The 15775-nt window shown below is 40.6% G+C and carries 18 protein-coding genes and 1 other annotated feature; of the genes, 13 read left to right on the top strand and 5 right to left on the bottom strand.

Annotated elements, in window-relative coordinates; genetic code table 11:
- Positions 1–20: 20 nt before the first annotated feature.
- On the top strand, positions 21–392 hold the full coding sequence (locus tag IEW76_RS13410) for a hypothetical protein (RefSeq protein WP_229721236.1): 372 nt from the start codon (positions 21–23) through the stop codon (positions 390–392).
- Between the two features lie 62 nt (positions 393–454).
- Positions 455–634 (top strand): YjzC family protein, encoded by a 180-nt coding sequence (locus IEW76_RS13415; RefSeq protein WP_036784941.1) that lies wholly within the window; start codon positions 455–457, stop codon positions 632–634.
- Positions 635–681: 47 nt separating this feature from the next.
- Here the strand turns inward: IEW76_RS13415 and IEW76_RS13420 are convergent, their stop codons facing one another.
- Positions 682–858 carry a YjzD family protein gene (locus tag IEW76_RS13420; protein ID WP_188654640.1) on the bottom strand — a complete coding sequence of 59 codons (177 nt, stop codon included), beginning with the start codon at positions 856–858 and terminating at the stop codon, positions 682–684.
- 176 nt (positions 859–1034) lie between these two features.
- On the opposite strand from IEW76_RS13420, the gene IEW76_RS13425 reads away from it, so the two are divergent.
- The 3 genes from IEW76_RS13425 to IEW76_RS13435 all read left to right on the top strand — a co-directional run bounded on the left by IEW76_RS13425 (position 1035) and on the right by IEW76_RS13435 (position 3660).
- A complete protein-coding gene (locus tag IEW76_RS13425; protein ID WP_188654642.1) occupies positions 1035–1778 on the top strand; it encodes an alpha/beta fold hydrolase in 744 nt (247 codons plus the stop codon).
- Between the two features lie 211 nt (positions 1779–1989).
- Positions 1990–2577: a hypothetical protein gene (locus IEW76_RS13430; RefSeq protein ID WP_188654643.1), complete on the top strand. Its 588-nt coding sequence runs from the start codon at positions 1990–1992 to the stop codon at positions 2575–2577.
- Positions 2578–2685: 108 nt separating this feature from the next.
- On the top strand, positions 2686–3660 hold the full coding sequence (locus tag IEW76_RS13435) for a BMP family ABC transporter substrate-binding protein (protein ID WP_229721237.1): 975 nt from the start codon (positions 2686–2688) through the stop codon (positions 3658–3660).
- A 65-nt stretch (positions 3661–3725) separates the two neighbouring features.
- On the opposite strand, the gene IEW76_RS13440 is transcribed toward IEW76_RS13435, so the two are convergent.
- On the bottom strand, positions 3726–3938 hold the full coding sequence (locus IEW76_RS13440) for a hypothetical protein (RefSeq protein WP_188654645.1): 213 nt from the start codon (positions 3936–3938) through the stop codon (positions 3726–3728).
- A gap of 166 nt (positions 3939–4104) precedes the next feature.
- Between IEW76_RS13440 and IEW76_RS13445 the strand changes: the two genes are divergently transcribed.
- Entirely contained in the window at positions 4105–5046 is a 942-nt protein-coding gene (locus IEW76_RS13445) for a beta-ketoacyl-ACP synthase III (RefSeq protein ID WP_188654647.1), read from the top strand.
- An 18-nt stretch (positions 5047–5064) separates the two neighbouring features.
- A complete protein-coding gene (fabF, locus tag IEW76_RS13450) occupies positions 5065–6306 on the top strand; it encodes a beta-ketoacyl-ACP synthase II (protein WP_188654649.1) in 1242 nt (413 codons plus the stop codon).
- A gap of 59 nt (positions 6307–6365) precedes the next feature.
- Here the strand turns inward: fabF and IEW76_RS13455 are convergent, their stop codons facing one another.
- Entirely contained in the window at positions 6366–7415 is a 1050-nt protein-coding gene (locus IEW76_RS13455) for an LCP family protein (RefSeq protein ID WP_188654651.1), read from the bottom strand.
- 171 nt (positions 7416–7586) lie between these two features.
- Here IEW76_RS13455 and IEW76_RS13460 point away from each other — a divergent pair, with 171 nt between their 5' ends.
- Entirely contained in the window at positions 7587–7796 is a 210-nt protein-coding gene (locus IEW76_RS13460) for a YuzI family membrane protein (RefSeq protein WP_036784923.1), read from the top strand.
- 85 nt (positions 7797–7881) lie between these two features.
- The gene (locus tag IEW76_RS13465; protein WP_188654653.1) at positions 7882–8634 is read left to right on the top strand and encodes a YjbA family protein; all 753 of its coding nucleotides are present in this window, start codon (positions 7882–7884) and stop codon (positions 8632–8634) included.
- Positions 8635–8862: 228 nt separating this feature from the next.
- On the opposite strand, the gene trpS is transcribed toward IEW76_RS13465, so the two are convergent.
- Both trpS and IEW76_RS13475 read right to left on the bottom strand, forming a co-directional pair.
- Entirely contained in the window at positions 8863–9864 is a 1002-nt protein-coding gene (gene trpS / locus IEW76_RS13470) for a tryptophan--tRNA ligase (protein WP_188654775.1), read from the bottom strand.
- A 64-nt stretch (positions 9865–9928) separates the two neighbouring features.
- Positions 9929–10144: a binding site (T-box leader), on the bottom strand.
- A gap of 49 nt (positions 10145–10193) precedes the next feature.
- On the bottom strand, positions 10194–10538 hold the full coding sequence (locus IEW76_RS13475; RefSeq protein ID WP_188654655.1) for a DUF3899 domain-containing protein: 345 nt from the start codon (positions 10536–10538) through the stop codon (positions 10194–10196).
- 226 nt (positions 10539–10764) lie between these two features.
- Between IEW76_RS13475 and IEW76_RS13480 the strand changes: the two genes are divergently transcribed.
- The 4 genes from IEW76_RS13480 (at position 10765) to IEW76_RS13495 (ending at position 15775) form a co-directional block, all read left to right on the top strand.
- Positions 10765–11979, top strand: coding sequence for a putative glycoside hydrolase (locus IEW76_RS13480; protein WP_188654657.1), 1215 nt, complete (start codon positions 10765–10767; stop codon positions 11977–11979).
- Between the two features lie 465 nt (positions 11980–12444).
- Positions 12445–12912, top strand: a complete 468-nt coding sequence (locus tag IEW76_RS13485; protein WP_188654660.1) for an Lrp/AsnC family transcriptional regulator — start codon at positions 12445–12447, stop codon at positions 12910–12912.
- 162 nt (positions 12913–13074) lie between these two features.
- Complete coding sequence (locus IEW76_RS13490; protein WP_188654662.1) at positions 13075–14745, top strand: peptide ABC transporter substrate-binding protein; 1671 nt, start codon at positions 13075–13077, stop codon at positions 14743–14745.
- A gap of 97 nt (positions 14746–14842) precedes the next feature.
- Entirely contained in the window at positions 14843–15775 is a 933-nt protein-coding gene (locus tag IEW76_RS13495; RefSeq protein WP_036784907.1) for an ABC transporter permease, read from the top strand.

Here is a 15775-nt window from a genome sequence, read left to right on the forward strand (position 1 = left end):
GTAAAGAGGAGGTGGCCCGGGTGAAGAAGCGAAATAAAAAAAATCCATCCACGAATTATCACCATATGTATTCACTATGCAATCAACATATGAATCAATATGTCTTAGCAGAGCTGGTGGATGGTCAGAATATTGATGGAATTGTGACAGGTGTTGATGGAGATTACGTTTATATAGCTGTCCCTTTGTCAGACAGTGACACCTTAGAGGATGGATCTCCACAACAATTATCAGCGCCTAATCAGCGACAGTATGGGTATGGTCCTCCATACGCAGGTGGTTATGGTACTGGTGCGCCATATGGATATGGTTACACGCCACCTCCGAGATTTCGTCGCCTCATTCTTCCTCTTGCAGCTCTTGTTGCGATCAGTGCGTTGCCGTGGTATTAGATGTATAAAACCATCTCTCTGTGCCAAACTATCCTTATCACTCGTGTAAAGGAGTTAAGCACATGGGACAAAGACATCAATTTAAACACGGTGACAAAGCACCGAATAATGGAATCTATGTAGAAATTGGAGAAACAGGCAGCATGGTAAAAGAACCTAAACAAATTCGTTTGAATGCTGGCGATAAGTTTCCGTCCAATTCAAACCAGGACCGCGTTTGGTCTCCAAAACGTAAACCGTAAAATAAACGTGAAAATCCCCCTTCCTTAACTTGGAAGGAGGATTTTTTTTATTCCTTATCTTCGGCTAATGCACCTTCGCCTAATAAAACAACAGCTACGGTGAATACGATCGTAAGGACAATGGCTTGAGTCATGTTAAAAGCTAGTCCGTCCATACTGTTTACAACGTATACAGTCATGCAACTCAGTAGGAACGCCCAGAAAATAGACCAAATTAAACGCATGTTCTTCACCTCAACTTTGACATTCTGATCTTAGTTTATCAAACGTTTACAATAAAATAAATATAAAACGCAATCTTCCTGAAAGAACTTGTAAAATGAAGGCATCTAACTATACAAATTAAATGTTCTTACATACATTATAGTGGATATGACCCTGAAATAAAGGATGAGAACACATGCAAAATGCAATTACGCGTTCTTTCCAACTAGATCGAGAACATTGTTTACTGCACATACCAGAACAGCCTAATGGCTATCTAATACTGTATTTAGGGGATGCGGGACATTACGTGGAGGAAGATCGTTCTTTTTGGGGGGAGCATAAAGGGAGAGCAACCTTGATGCAAGCGTTACTAGACAAAGGATACACCTTATATACAAGTAGGATTTACGGGAATCACTGGGGAAGTGAGCCGGCTGTTAACTTATTAAACCGGGTTTATCATCACGTCATTCGCCAAGAGATTTTAAACCCCCATATTCACGTCGTAGCAGAAGGAATGGGCGCCCTCGCTGCGCTAAGGTGGCAAGAGAAATATGAAGTCCCAATACGTTCATTTGTTCTCGTTACACCTTGCGTAGATTTAAAAGCCTTATATGCTCAAGAACGCACAAATCAGCTATATTTTAAACGATTAAAAAAAGAGATTTCCAAAGCATACACCTGTGGGGAGAATGAAGTAGATCAAATCATTACGAATGATCTCCCTACTATTCAAGCACCGATTCTTGTTTTTCATGATATGGCCAACCCACATTATAGCGTTCATGAACATTCAAGACGCTTAGAGGAAAAACAACAGTCACACAACCGTCATTTGGAATTAAAGCTAGTCATACAGCCGATTTTTCCTAGGATCAACCAGAGTATCATTAAATTCATGAACAACTACGAAAAAAGCCTTACAGATTCTTTTTAAATGTAAGGCTCCCCTATATTGGATGAAGCCGAAACATCCTAAATATAGATTCGAGGCATCGCAACGGTTAACAGCGACCTCATTTACACTGAAGGGGTTCAGTTTCGAGTCTTCAAGAGCACTGTCATCACGTACATTTATAAGCGAAGTATTTTAAAGTCACATGAACCCCTTACCTCTTCATAAACTGTAATAGAGGAGGGGGATGAAGATGACTTATATTATTTCGGGGTGCTTTGAATGGATTGGTTTTCATTTAACAGAGAAGTGGCTGAACGACGGTCATACTGTAATAGGGATCGACAATGATTGGAACGAACAAAAGGAGTGGTTATCCCTATATGTGGGGAGAAATTCTTCCTTTCATTTTGTTGACTCCATCGATCAAGTAAAGGAGGAAGCAGAAGGGGAGGATCTGTTTCTTATTAACATAGCAGACCGGTTAACTAAAGGAGAGTCTAAGATACCTATAAAGGGTCAGTGGACGATAAAAATTGGAGATAATAAACCCGTCAAAGGCTCGGTTATTTATGCCTCTGAAGTCTACGGTCCATGGATGTCTAAACTTGTTGAACCTACCACTGAACAAGCGCTGTATATTGATGATTTTGTGAAGGGGGTTCATGAGATCATCGATCACAACGTTAAGAAAGAATGGATTGAAATTAAACCTTCATCAGGGGAACAAAGGGGCTACCACCAAGATACGTGGTACGTAAAAGAAAGCGTGGATGTAAATAAGGGATGGAAAGAAGTCATGGATCATGAAGAGAAATTTTCAACTTATTATAAATTATAGAGTTTTAATGAACAATGAGCCCCTGTCGTTTACGGATTAGAGGATTAACGGTACAATATCACTAAATATAAAATGGAATGGTAAGCAGATGTAAATGAGGTGCTCGATGTGAAGTTACGGTGGTTGTTCTTTATGGGTATCCTTGTCCTTGCGCTAACTGGTTGTACCCAAACATTTGGGCAGGGGAAGGTCCAAAAAGTAGGTATGCTAGTTGAAAGCACAGTTCATGACCAAGCCTGGGGGCAGAAGGGTTATGAAGGACTTCTGAAGATCAAGGAAGAACTGAATGTAGACGTTTATTTTAAAGAAAGTGTACAGTCTCAATTAGAAACCCAGCAAGCCATTGAAGAGTTTGCAGACAAAGGGGTTAATTTGATATTCGGACATGGGAGTCGTTACGGACAATATTTTCAAGAGTTACGTCAGGAGTATCCGGATATTCGGTTTGTTTATTTTAATGGAAGCGTAAAAGGAAAGAATATAACGAGTTTAAACTTTAATGCTCATGCGATGGGGTTCTTTGGAGGGATGCTGTCTGCTAAGATGACGGAATCGAACCAAGTCGGAATCATAGCTGCGTTCGAATGGCAGCCTGAGATAGAAGGCTTTTATGAAGGCGTTAATTACGTAAAACCAGAAGCTGAGGTAAACATTCAATATGTAAATAGCTGGAATGATACAGACCGTGCTCTCTACTATTATGAACGTATGCAAAGGATGGGCGTCGACGTATTCTATCCGGCTGGTGATGGGTTTAGTGTGCCCATTATTGAAGAGGCCAAATCGAATAATGTAAATGCGATTGGATATGTGTCAGACCAATCGAACATAGGATCTTCCACTGTTCTTACAAGTACAGTGCAACATGTGGACAAGTTATACGTATTAGCTGCTGAGAAATATAACAAAGGGAAATTACCAGACGGTATTTTAAACTTTGATTTCCAAGATAACGTAATCACACTTGGTGAATTTGGTGATCAAGTCCCTGAGAACATTAAGGACCTTATTACATCTGCAGTAGAAGAGTATAAGGAAACGGGTCTATTGCCAAATGAAGTCAGTAATCCAGATGAATCTTAAAAAAGCTATCATTCATAGGGGGCTCGAGCATAGCCCTCTCATGTAGATAGCTTTTTTTATGTCCATTATTTTGTTTTTTTGAATAAGGCGGATAGTTCCTTGATATATGGTGAAAGCTGTCGATAGGTTTGCATAAGAGTTTCGGTTGTATTGATGAAGTCAAATGATGTGTCTGCTTGCTTCTCTTCTGATGTTTCTTCTTTCTGCTTTGCCCGGGGCTGCCTTCCAAACATAAACGCCTCGAAGTCTCCTTGTTCCTGTGAAGTTTTCTTCGTCATAGGTCAATCACCTCCTATTCCTACCATATGGAATTGAGGGTTGTTTTGGGAGGGCTTCTGTCTAAATGTGACGAGGGGTTGTGCTTGCATGTGGAGTTGAGATGTCTTATTATTAGTACCAAGTCATAAGAATAGATATTATTACTACCTTTAAGGGGATGAATATATGAAGAGTGCAGGTATTCTAGGGATTGGACACTACGTCCCTGAGCGCGTACTAACCAACTTTGATATGGAGAAGATCGTTGATACGAATGACGAATGGATTCGTACTCGAACTGGTATTGAAGAACGTCGTATTGCCTCAGATGATATGGACACAACTGATCTTGCGTATGAAGCCGCTGTGAACGCATTAGAGGATGCTAATGTGAGTGCGGAGGACCTTGATTTAATTCTAATCGCTACGGTAACAGGAGAAACGTTGTTCCCTTCTGTAGGAAACCGTCTGCAGAATCGTTTAGGAGCTACAAATGCAGCATCGATGGACTTAGCTGCAGCTTGTGCTGGCTTCATGTATGGCATGATTAGTGCTTCACAGTTCATTCAAACAGGTGCCTATAAAAATATACTTATTGTTGGAGTAGAGAAACTATCTAAGATCACCGACTGGGAAGACCGTAACACATGTGTGTTATTCGGTGACGGTGCAGGGGCAGCTGTTATGGGGCCTGTAAGTGAAGGGAAAGGGGTTCTTTCCTTTGAACTTGGTTCTGACGGTTCTGGCGCATCTTACCTTTACCAAAACCAGGGTGAGTTCTTGCAAATGAACGGACGTGAAGTATTTAAATTTGCGGTTCGTCAAATGCCTGAATCTTCTATGAAGGTGCTTGAGAAAGCAGGGCTGACGAAAGAGGAAGTTGATTTCTTAGTTCCTCACCAGGCGAATATTCGCATAATGGAAGCAGCGCGCCAACGATTAGAGATTCCCGAAGAAAAGATGGCGACTTCTGTGAAGCGTTACGGAAATACTTCCTCAGCTTCTATTCCAATTGCCTTATCAGAGAACGTAAAAAACGGTAAAATAAAAGATAATGATGTAGTTGTACTTGTCGGATTTGGTGGCGGCCTTACATGGGGCGCTGTTGCACTAAGATACGGAGTTTAATTCAAGGAGGACATGTTTATGGATTCAAGACGAGTTGTCATTACAGGGATGGGAGTCGTCTCCCCTGTAGGAAATGATGTAGAAACGATGTGGAATAATATTGTCGAAGGGAATTCGGGTATTGCACCGATTACAAAGGTAGACGCTAGCGAATTTAGCGCAAATGTTGCAGGAGAACTGAAAGATTTCGAACCTGGTAACTACTTTGACAAGAAAGAAGCAAAACGGATGGACCCATTCACGCAATATGCGTTAGCTGCTTCACTAATGGCCGTGAAAGATGCTGGCTTAGACATTAACGAAGAGATCGCTCATCGTACAGGTGTATGGATCGGTTCTGGTATTGGTGGTATGACCACATATGATGAACAGTTCCGTAAGTATATGGACAAAGGGGCACGCCGCGTGAGTCCATTCTTCGTTCCTATGTTAATTCCGGATATGGCAGCTGGCCAGGTTTCCATTGCGACTGGAGCGAAAGGGATTAACTCTTGTACAGTAACAGCTTGTGCATCTGGTGCTAACTCAATTGGTGATGCCTTTAAAGTGATCCAACGCGGAGATGCTGATTACATGATAGCAGGTGGGGCAGAAGCACCTCTAACTCCAATGTCATTTGCAGGATTCTCTTCAATGAAAGCACTATCTCCAGTTGAAGACCCGAACAAAGCAAGCCGACCGTTTGATAAAGAACGCTCTGGCTTTGTAATGGGTGAAGGTTCTGGAATACTAGTGATGGAAACATTAGAATCAGCGAAGAAACGTGGAGCGAAAATCTATGCAGAAATCGTGGGTTATGGATCTACTGGAGATGCACACCATATCACAGCACCTGCTCCAAATGGAGAAGGCGCTACTCGTGCGATGAACCAGGCATTAGAAGATGCGGGTCTTACTCCGGACGCTGTTGATTACGTCAACGCTCACGGTACTGGGACAGCTCTCAATGATAAGTTTGAAACAGAAGCGGTTAAAAATGTATTTGGAGATCATGCGTATAAGCTAGCAATGAGTTCTACCAAATCCATGACTGGTCACCTACTTGGAGCAGCAGGAGCTATTGAAGCGGTTATTTCAATCAAGAGTATCTTGAATAATATCTTGCCTCCAACAACGAACTATGAGAATGAAGATCCAGATTGTGATCTTGATATCGTGCCTAACCAATCACGTAAGAGTGATGTGAATACGGTAGTAAGTAACTCTCTAGGTTTTGGTGGCCATAACGCTACGCTAATCTTTAAACAATACCAGGATTAATAAAAAGAAAGCCTGCCTCTCTATTGTAGAGAGACAGGCTTTTTGTATGCCTAAAACCATTAAGAAGGTTCTTCGGTATTCGTATTCTCAGCTGTCTGTGAGGAATCTTGTTCACTATTGAAGAATTCCTGAACAGTCTCACGTGTTTGTTTTTCATTATGACCTAATACTTCAGCACCCGCACTTGTTGTCATCGGCCACCACTCATCATCGGCTGGAATTCTTGTCGTTTCGATGTTCTCAGGTGTATCAAGTAAGAACTTCCGTCCGTAATTAAGAACCAATTCGTTCGTGGACATGCTTGTATTGACGTATTGGGTGAGGGCACCTACTGTTTTAGGTAGCTTCGTTACGCTTGTCATGGATACAAGCTCTTCTTTTAGTGCAGAGATAACCTTTTGTTGCCTTAATACACGGTTAAAGTCGCCTTTAGCATCGTTTCTAAAACGAGCATAACCTAAAAGTTCTTCGCCATTTAGTTTCTGAACTCCTGGATTTATATTGATATCGGCATCGCTAGACTGATAATACAATTGTTTCTCTACATCGATTTCAATTCCATCAGGGGCAATAATATCAACAATTTCTTTAAAGCCATTAAAATTTACGACTGCATAATCGTCAATATGCAATCCGAAATTCTTTTCAATGGTTTCTGTTAATAGAGCGATTCCTCCCTCTGAATAAGAAGCATTAATTCGGTTATATCCAACCTCAGGGATGTCTACCCATAAGTCACGCATAAAAGAGGCAAGTTTTACTGTACCTTCCCCTGTGTCATATTGAGCAACCATAATCGTATCGGTACGAGCGGTATCCCCTTCTCCTCTTGAATCACTTCCAACAAGAAGTACATTTACTTTTTCATCTTTTTGTTTAACTTCGCTGTTTTCAGGTTGATCACGTTCTTCGAATTCTTCTTTTGTTTTTTCTGCTTCATCTTTATCGAACCCACCTCCAGATTCACTGCCAATGTCTTGCCCTGCAATGAACTGAGAAGTTGTGTAGGCAACCGTACTTAAGAAAAGTATAACAACGATGGAAGACAGAATTCTTCTTTTGCGTTTTTTCTTTTTACGTCTTCTGATAATTCGACGAGTTTCTGCCATCCTCGTACCTCCTCTCCAAAAACCACTTATTTATTAATGTACTCTTTCTTTAATGTGAAGTAAAGAGCGTATTTTATGCCACAATATTCGACAGGACAAGCTGGTATGAGGGGGTAGGTGACTGCATATATATAGTAGAAAAAGATGGGGACGGGCTGTGGAGGCGATGAGATGGTACCGTTATTTCTGTTTTTAGTTGGCTTCGGATTTGCTGTGTCTGGTGGTGTAACCATCATTGCATATTTGAATTTCTTACCCGCAGGTTTTAGTTGGATGGATTATTTAATTTTCATTAAAGAACGCCCTGAATGTTATCTTTTACCCTTTGGTATTCTCTTCATCACGATAGCAGTTTACCTATTCCCACAAGATTCTTGTTAAATGTTGGGGTTTTTCGAATAAAACGGTGGTGCTTGGTTCATACTGATTTCTACAGAAGAAAACGTTAATAAAGTGAGGGTTTCGTATGCTATATCTACACGATGTATGGGTTAATTGGTTTGAAGGTGAAGAGAATGGGTATAACGTTTGTCCATTCCATGAATGGCGTAAAGAAGACGGAATCGAGCTCTTGGACCAGGTACCTTTGTTGTATGTACATCAAGCACTATACCACTATGTAGAAAACGACCTCCAAGACCTACCTAAAGACTTGCTAGACGCGGTATACAAACGAGCGTACCTACGAAAAAACCAAGAACGAATTTCCGTAGAATATGCCTTCGTGGTTACAGATGGTTCATCAGTACTTGCTGTTGATACAATGGGATACAACCTACCTGTTCGTAAAAGTAGACTGATTCCACGCCAAGAACGTCTTGTTTATGACATGATTGATCAGCAAAAGCCAGAATCCTTTAACTTTGCTTGTAATGACGATAAAGAATATCACATTCTTTCCCCGCATCCGGTTACAATGGTTGGGCTTACTCGGAAAGAACGTCAACTAAAGCAATTGTTAATGATGGCCCTTGATCAATTGCAAACGACACAGAATTTATCAGAAGTTCGTTACTGGTTAACAGAATGGGACCCAGGTCAATACGGTATCATGCAAAATCTTAGCTTTGACCAGACATGGCAACTCCTTTATAACGGCTTAAGTGAAGGATGGTCGAAGAATCATGAAGACATTTGCCGTAAGCTTGTTAAAGGACAACCATTCTTTGAGAAGTTATGGGAACTAGAACAGAACCAAGAAGTGAATAAAGGCGTCTAATGAAAGTATCCGGTCCTATTAGTAGGAACGGATACTTTTTTGTGTGGAGGGGATTTAACTGAGCTGACGGCTAGAAAGAGGTTGCAGATGGCCAGAAAGGGTGGTGGCACGTCCAGAAAGAGAAGCCGCACGGCCAGAAAGCCACACCGCACGTCCAGAAAGAGCCGCCGCACGTCCAGAAAGCATGCATAAAAATAGAGGGCTCATCAAAATGAGCCCTCTCCCATCTTATTTCTTCTTTTTAACTCTTCCTAATCCCATCGCCTTCTTCGCTTTACGAATCATCTTAGATGCTTCGTAATTCGCTTTGTCAGCACCGTGGTCTAAGATTTCGTCTAATTCGTCTGATTCAATTAATTCATAATAACGTGCTTGGATCGGGCGCATGCCTTCAATTACGGCGTTTGCGCATCCTTGTTTGAAGTCACCGTAGCCTTTCCCATCATATTTAGCTTCTAGAGCTTCAATACTTTCTCCGCTGAAGCTTGAGTAAATGGTCAGAAGATTTGAGATGCCAGGTTTGTTCTCTTTGTCATATTTAACGATACCTTCTGAGTCTGTAACAGCACTTTTAATTTTCTTTTCCATTTGTTTCTCTGTATCAAGCATAGAGATAAATCCTTTTGTATTCTCATCGGATTTACTCATTTTTTTCGTTGGGTCTTGAAGAGACATAATACGAGCGCCTACTTCTGAAATGCTTACTTCAGGAACCGTAAAGATATCATTGTATTTATTGTTAAAGCGCTGGGCTAAATTACGTGTTAGCTCAAGGTGTTGCTTTTGATCTTCTCCGACAGGTACGATATCTGTTCCATAAAGCAAGATGTCTGAAGCCATAAGAGGTGGGTACGTAAGAAGACCTGCAGATACACCTTCACGGCTTGCCTTTTGAGACTTGTCTTTAAATTGAGTCATACGCTCTAACTCACCAATATAAGCAACGCATTGTAACATCCAGCCTAGCTGAGTATGCGCTGGTACTTCGGATTGAATAAATAAAGTAGACTTCTCTGGATCAATTCCGACTGCAATGTAAATCGCAGCAAGGGATCGGATGTTTTCACGTAGTTTTAAGCGATCCTGAGGTACTGTAATTGCATGTTCATCAACGATACAAAAGTATGCGTTATTTTCTTCCTGAAGTGCTGGGAAGTGTTTTAAAGCACCCAGGTAGTTTCCGATAGTAAGTGTGCCGCTTGGCTGAATTCCTGAAAAGATTGTTTTCATCATTGTTCACCTCATCTAATTTTTTCTGACAATAAAAAAAGGTCCATTCGTCTACGTCTAATCACGTAGGGACGAATGAACCGTGGTGCCACCCTAATGATCTTAAAGATATTCTTTAAGACCTCTTAAACCTGTTATCGCCAAGGCTACGGTGTTTCATACTAGTGTTCTGAAACACAGCTCGAAAGTCCACTTCCAATTCAACGTGCTGCCTGCTCTCACCGTTACAGACTCTCTGTATGCAGAGGGAGAATTGTACTCTCTTTCTCATCGCTTCATATACATTGTGTAAGAATTATAGTTAAAAATCGTACGAAATGCAAGTTTCTTTATGAAATTTGATAATAAACAGCTAAAGAAATAGCCATTGCAAAACCTAATAGGGCTCCTTGAAATAGGAAGGAACGAATAAAGATGGCAGATGTAAACGATGGTGTTGAAGCGTTGTCTGTAGAATGATTCTCTTCCTTATTTCTTCTAAAGATACCATCTAATAATCGACCGCGAACCACAATAAGGATCGTGGCTATTACGATGTAAATAAAAGAAAGGTAGAACAAGACATTAATGTAATAAAAAAGGTTTGGTATAGGGGAAAGAAATAGCCATAGAAAAAAGCTGAGTGAGACGTTAAGAGCTAAGAATAACCATTTGTTTCTTAAAAATGAAAGCATATCGTTCATCCTCTTCATAAGTTAATCATAGTATAGCAGAAAGAAAAAGAGTGGTGAATCTGAAAAAAATAGGTTTCATGGATTAAAAAAATGGGAAAATTTTCTTTGTTGTTAGCGAAATGGAGGGAAGTTCCATGACAAAAAAGGAAAAATTTAAAAAAGGCTCCCAAAAGATGCGAGATCTCTTTTATAATAGGGATAACTACACATTTAGGAGTCGATGTTGATGGAGAACAAACAACTTAAGATTTTATTCCTCATTGGTATTCTCCTGCTCAGTTTCATTCCAACTGCCAAGGCGCATGCTGAAGGCGAAGAGGAAAGCGGACAACAAGCTAAGTTCCATACCGAGCGAGAAATGACCATGAAGACACTAGAATTACCAGAAAGATTGCCACGTTTTGTATATGATTCAGGTTTAGATTTTACATACCCAGATGCTGTTCGCGGCATATATGTAACGGGACCAAGTGCTGGAGGAGCTCGTTTTGATAATCTAGTTAACCTAATTCAAACGACGGACTTAAACAGTATGGTTATTGATATTAAGGAGGATGCTGGTATTATTACGTATCAGCCAGAAGAAGGATCTCCTTATGAAGATGTAGGGACGAATTACATTGATGATCCCCGTAAACTCTTAGAAACATTAGAAGAAGAAGAGATTTACCCAATTGCACGTATTGTGGTTTTCAAAGATTCAAAGCTAGCTAAGAAGCGACCTGATTTATCCTTTACAGAAAATGGTCAGGTGTGGAAGAACGGAAAAGGGGAATCTTTCGTAAATCCATTTATGAAAGAAGTATGGGATTATAATGTTGAGCTTGCGAAGAAAGCAGCAGAGATGGGCTTTCAGGAAATCCAGTTTGACTATGTACGATTCCCTGAAGGATTTGAACGTAGAGATGACATTCTCTCCTATAATGAAGGAGACTATGCTGACATTGAAGGAGACAATGTTCAAAAGCGTGTAACAGCTGTTACTGACTTTGTTGAATATGCGCGTGAAGAATTGAGTGGTTATGATGTTGACGTATCCGTCGATATCTTCGGTTATTCTGCTACCATTAAAGAAGCTCCTGGAATTGGTCAGAACTTCTCTAAGATCGCATCGAATGTTGACGTGATCTCATCTATGATTTATCCGTCACACTGGACATCTTATTTCGGAATTTCCTTCCCGGACAAAGAACCGTATAAGTTGGTATCAGAGTATGCGAAAGTAGAAAATGAAGTATTAGGAAAACTTGAAGACCCGCCAACTTCACGCCCTTGGATTCAAGACTTTGAAGCACCATGGTTGTATAGTGGTCCTACGAAGCAATATGGAAAAGCGGAAGTGGAAGCACAAATCAGAGCATTAAATGAAAATGGCATTAATGAGTTCCTTCTATGGAACGCAGGTAATTCCTATACAGAAAATGTAGACTATACGCCATAAAAAGCTAAAGCGACCCAACTCATAGTTGGGTCGCTTTTTCTGTTCCATATAAGTCCAGCGTACATGCAGAACTGGGTGTTTGTTCTGAGAAATTATTCGCTGTGGAAAGTGAGGACACCCCTATTACTCCATAAATGCAACGGCCCCCACACAAAAAGATCTGCTGAAGCTTCGAGTTTTTAACGAACCTAATCTATACTTGAACAGTCGCATAGAAACAAACGATGTGAAGAGAAGGTGATCGTAAAATGCTCATTTCGCATAATTTTTTGCGAATTTCGAAAGCGCAATTTTCTACAAATTACGACATTGGTAGCGCTTACATTAATTCGCGAGGTGATGAAAGGATCAAAAAATCTATTGAAACTATCAGAAAAATGTGTGTATAATGAAAACAGTCAAAATTGTTAACAAATCGTAAACAAATTGTTAACTTCTTACGTAAATCGCAGGGGAATGATCGGATTGCTCAAACTAGACCAAACAGATTTGCGAATTTTGCAATCATTGCAAGCAGACGGCCGCAGACCATACACAGAGATTGCTAAACAATACGGTATTAGTGAAGGGAAGGTTCGCTTTCGCATTAACCGTATGATGGAAAGTGGAGTGTTTGAATTTGTGATCCACACGAATCCAAGTAAAATTGGTCTTCATGTACAAGCAATCATCGGGATTGTGACAAAGGTTGGTTACAGGGACAAAGTTGCAATGGAATTAGCAGATTGTAAAGAGGTGCGATTCGTCGGCGCCTTCGCTGGAAAGTACGAAATTATGATTCAAGCCTATTTTCCTAGTAATGAAAGGTTAATAGAGTTCACAGATTTGTACTTATCAAAGGTGGATGGAATTGAAGCCACAGACGTGTTTCTTGAACTAAAAGACTATAAGGATTCGTTCTCTTACATAGACCTGGCAGACGAACACTTTTAATTTTCTTGCAATTCAAATTGTCAGAAGATTTACTATTATCGGGTGATTGTGAATGTGAGAAAACGTAGAAATTTAAGGAGGTGGTTCTTCAACTGCGGATCCGACCTAGCGGATCTAAAAATCTGGAATGAAATTTAAAACGCAATAGGGGGAGAAAACATTATGAAGAAAAAGCTATTATTGTTTAGTATCTTGCTTGTCTTCTCAGTAATCCTTGCTGCATGTGGCGGCGATGATGACAGCGGTGAAGAAGGTACAAGCGACAACTCCGGAGATAACGGTGAATCAACAAGTGATAACGGTGGCGAAAGCTCCGCAGAACAAGTGTTTAAAGCAAACATCGCGAGTGAGCCATTCTCACTTAACCCAAGTTTAGCAAATGATGCAACTTCTTCAGCTGTCCTACTTCAAACATTTGAAGGTTTAACTCGTATCGGACCTGAAGGTGAACCACAAGAAGCAATGGCTTCTGAAATCGAAACTTCTGATGACCTTAAAAAATACACATTCACAATTCGTGAAGATGCGAAATGGTCAAACGGGGACCCTGTAACAGCACAAGACTTCGAATATGCTTGGAAATGGGCTCTTGATCCAAATAATAACTCTCAATATGCATACCAGCTTTACTATGTTAAAAACGCTGAAGCAGCGAACACTGGTGAAGGTAATCTAGAAGATGTTGGAGTTACTGCAGTTGACGAACAAACTCTAGAGGTTGAGCTTGAAAACCCAACTCCATACTTCCTAGAGCTAACAGCTTTCTATACTTACTTCCCGGTAAACAGCAAAATTGCTAAAGAAAATGAAGAATGGTACGCAGATGCTGGTGAGAACTACGTATCAAACGGACCTTTCAAAATGACTGAGTGGAGTCATAATGACTCAATCACACTTGAACCAAACGAAGAGTATTGGGACAAGGATGCAGTTAAGTTAGATCGTATTGAATTTGCAATGATTAACGACTTCAACACAGAGCTAAACAGCTTTAAACAAGGTGAGTTTGACTGGGCTGGTTCTCCATTTGGTTCTCTACCAACAGAGGCAATCCCTTCTCTTAAAGAAGATGGAAGCCTAAACGTTGAACCAATTGCTGGTACTTATTGGTATAAGTTCCACACTGAAAAAGAACCATTTAACAATGTAAACATCCGTAAAGCATTCGCTTATGCGATTGACCGTCAAGGTATCGTAGAGAACATCACGAAAGCAGGTCAGGTTCCAGCAATGGCAGCTGTACCTCCAACAATGTTCTCTGATAACGAAGAAGGTTACTTCGATGCTGTTAACATTGAAAAAGCTAAAGAACACCTTCAAAAAGGTATTGAAGAGCTTGGTTACGACAGCGTAGAAGACATGCCTGCAGTAACACTTTCTTACAACACAAGTGAATCTCACGCTAAAATTGCACAAGCAATTCAAGACATGTGGAAAGAGAACTTAGGTGTTGAGGTTGAACTTAGCAACGCTGAGTGGGCAGTTTACATCGACCAACTTCACCAAGGTGACTACCAGATCGGCCGTATGGGTTGGTTAGGTGACTTTAACGATCCAATCAACTTCCTTGAGCTTTACAAAGAAAAAGGCGGTAACAACGATACGCGCTGGCACAGTGAAGAATTCGCTTCTCTTCTAGAAGAGTCTCAAACAGAAACGGATTCTGAGAAACGTACTGAAATGCTTAAAGAAGCTGAAGGCATCCTAATGGATGAAATGCCAATTGCACCGATTTACTTCTACACAAACGCATGGGTTCAAGACGAGAACCTTAAAGATGTAGTTATGTCTGGTCTTGGTGATGTTCAGCTGAAATGGGCTCACTTCGAGTAATTTTTTTGAAAGATTTGTAAGGTATATGAGGGTTCTCCCTCATATACCTTCTCTTCTTATAAGAGGTTTTATGTAATATTTTGGAGGTGTATCCAACGTGTTAAAGTATATCGGCAAGCGGCTCCTTTACATGGTGCTTACGCTATGGGTAATTGTTACCGTAACATTCTTCCTTATGAGGGCAGCCCCTGGTTCACCATTTTCAGGTGAGAAGGAATTACCGCCAGCCATTCAAGCAAACTTAGAGGCATACTACGGGCTGGATAAATCATTATTTATGCAGTATGTCGATTATCTTATTTCCGTTGTTAAATGGGACTTCGGTCCATCTTTGAAGTATAAAGGACAGTCCGTAAATGATTTAATTAGTGAAGGCTTCCCAGTATCATTTGCACTGGGTATGGAAGCCATTTTCTTAGCTCTAGCTTTAGGTGTTCTATTAGGTGCTGTTGCAGCATTACGACATAACAAATGGCAAGACTATACAGCAATGATTATTGCGGTATTAGGAATCTCTGTACCAAGCTTTATTATGGCTTCAGGCCTACAATATGTTTTAGCGATTAAGTGGAGTGTATTACCGGTTGCTCGTTGGGAGTCTTTCGCCCACACGATCCTACCTGCTCTTGCACTTGCATCCACTCCAATGGCATTTATCGCTCGGTTAACCCGATCAAGTATGTTAGAAGTAATAGGTAACGACTACATTAAGACTGCAAAATCGAAAGGATTAAATTCGACTGAAATTACAGTGCGACACACGATTCGAAACGCTATGATGCCTGTTGTGTCCTACATGGGGCCATTAATCTCCGCGATCTTAACAGGAAGTTTCGTAATTGAGAAGATCTTCGGTATTCCGGGACTTGGAATGCACTTTGTAACTAGTATTACAAACCGTGACTACTCCGTTATTATGGGAGTTACTGTATTCTTTAGTGTGCTTTTACTAGTATCCATCCTTCTTGTCGATATTGCATACAGCTTAATTGATCCGCGCATCAAGTTAGCGGATAAGAAGGGAGAGTAA

This window comes from Pontibacillus salipaludis (genome assembly GCF_014642405.1).
Taxonomy (GTDB): domain Bacteria; phylum Bacillota; class Bacilli; order Bacillales; family BH030062; genus Pontibacillus; species Pontibacillus salipaludis.

Bases quoted from the DNA above. Each gene is read 5' to 3' on its own strand.
- IEW76_RS13415 (WP_036784941.1), top strand. From the start codon at position 455: ATGGGACAAAGACATCAATTTAAACACGGTGACAAAGCACCGAATAAT.
- IEW76_RS13420 (WP_188654640.1), bottom strand. From the start codon at position 858: ATGCGTTTAATTTGGTCTATTTTCTGGGCGTTCCTACTGAGTTGCATG.
- IEW76_RS13425 (WP_188654642.1), top strand. From the start codon at position 1,035: ATGCAAAATGCAATTACGCGTTCTTTCCAACTAGATCGAGAACATTGT.
- IEW76_RS13430 (WP_188654643.1), top strand. From the start codon at position 1,990: ATGACTTATATTATTTCGGGGTGCTTTGAATGGATTGGTTTTCATTTA.
- IEW76_RS13440 (WP_188654645.1), bottom strand. From the start codon at position 3,938: ATGACGAAGAAAACTTCACAGGAACAAGGAGACTTCGAGGCGTTTATG.
- IEW76_RS13445 (WP_188654647.1), top strand. From the start codon at position 4,105: ATGAAGAGTGCAGGTATTCTAGGGATTGGACACTACGTCCCTGAGCGC.
- fabF (WP_188654649.1), top strand. From the start codon at position 5,065: ATGGATTCAAGACGAGTTGTCATTACAGGGATGGGAGTCGTCTCCCCT.
- IEW76_RS13455 (WP_188654651.1), bottom strand. From the start codon at position 7,415: ATGGCAGAAACTCGTCGAATTATCAGAAGACGTAAAAAGAAAAAACGC.
- IEW76_RS13460 (WP_036784923.1), top strand. From the start codon at position 7,587: ATGGTACCGTTATTTCTGTTTTTAGTTGGCTTCGGATTTGCTGTGTCT.
- IEW76_RS13465 (WP_188654653.1), top strand. From the start codon at position 7,882: ATGCTATATCTACACGATGTATGGGTTAATTGGTTTGAAGGTGAAGAG.
- trpS (WP_188654775.1), bottom strand. From the start codon at position 9,864: ATGAAAACAATCTTTTCAGGAATTCAGCCAAGCGGCACACTTACTATC.
- IEW76_RS13475 (WP_188654655.1), bottom strand. From the start codon at position 10,538: ATGCTTTCATTTTTAAGAAACAAATGGTTATTCTTAGCTCTTAACGTC.
- IEW76_RS13480 (WP_188654657.1), top strand. From the start codon at position 10,765: ATGGAGAACAAACAACTTAAGATTTTATTCCTCATTGGTATTCTCCTG.
- IEW76_RS13490 (WP_188654662.1), top strand. From the start codon at position 13,075: ATGAAGAAAAAGCTATTATTGTTTAGTATCTTGCTTGTCTTCTCAGTA.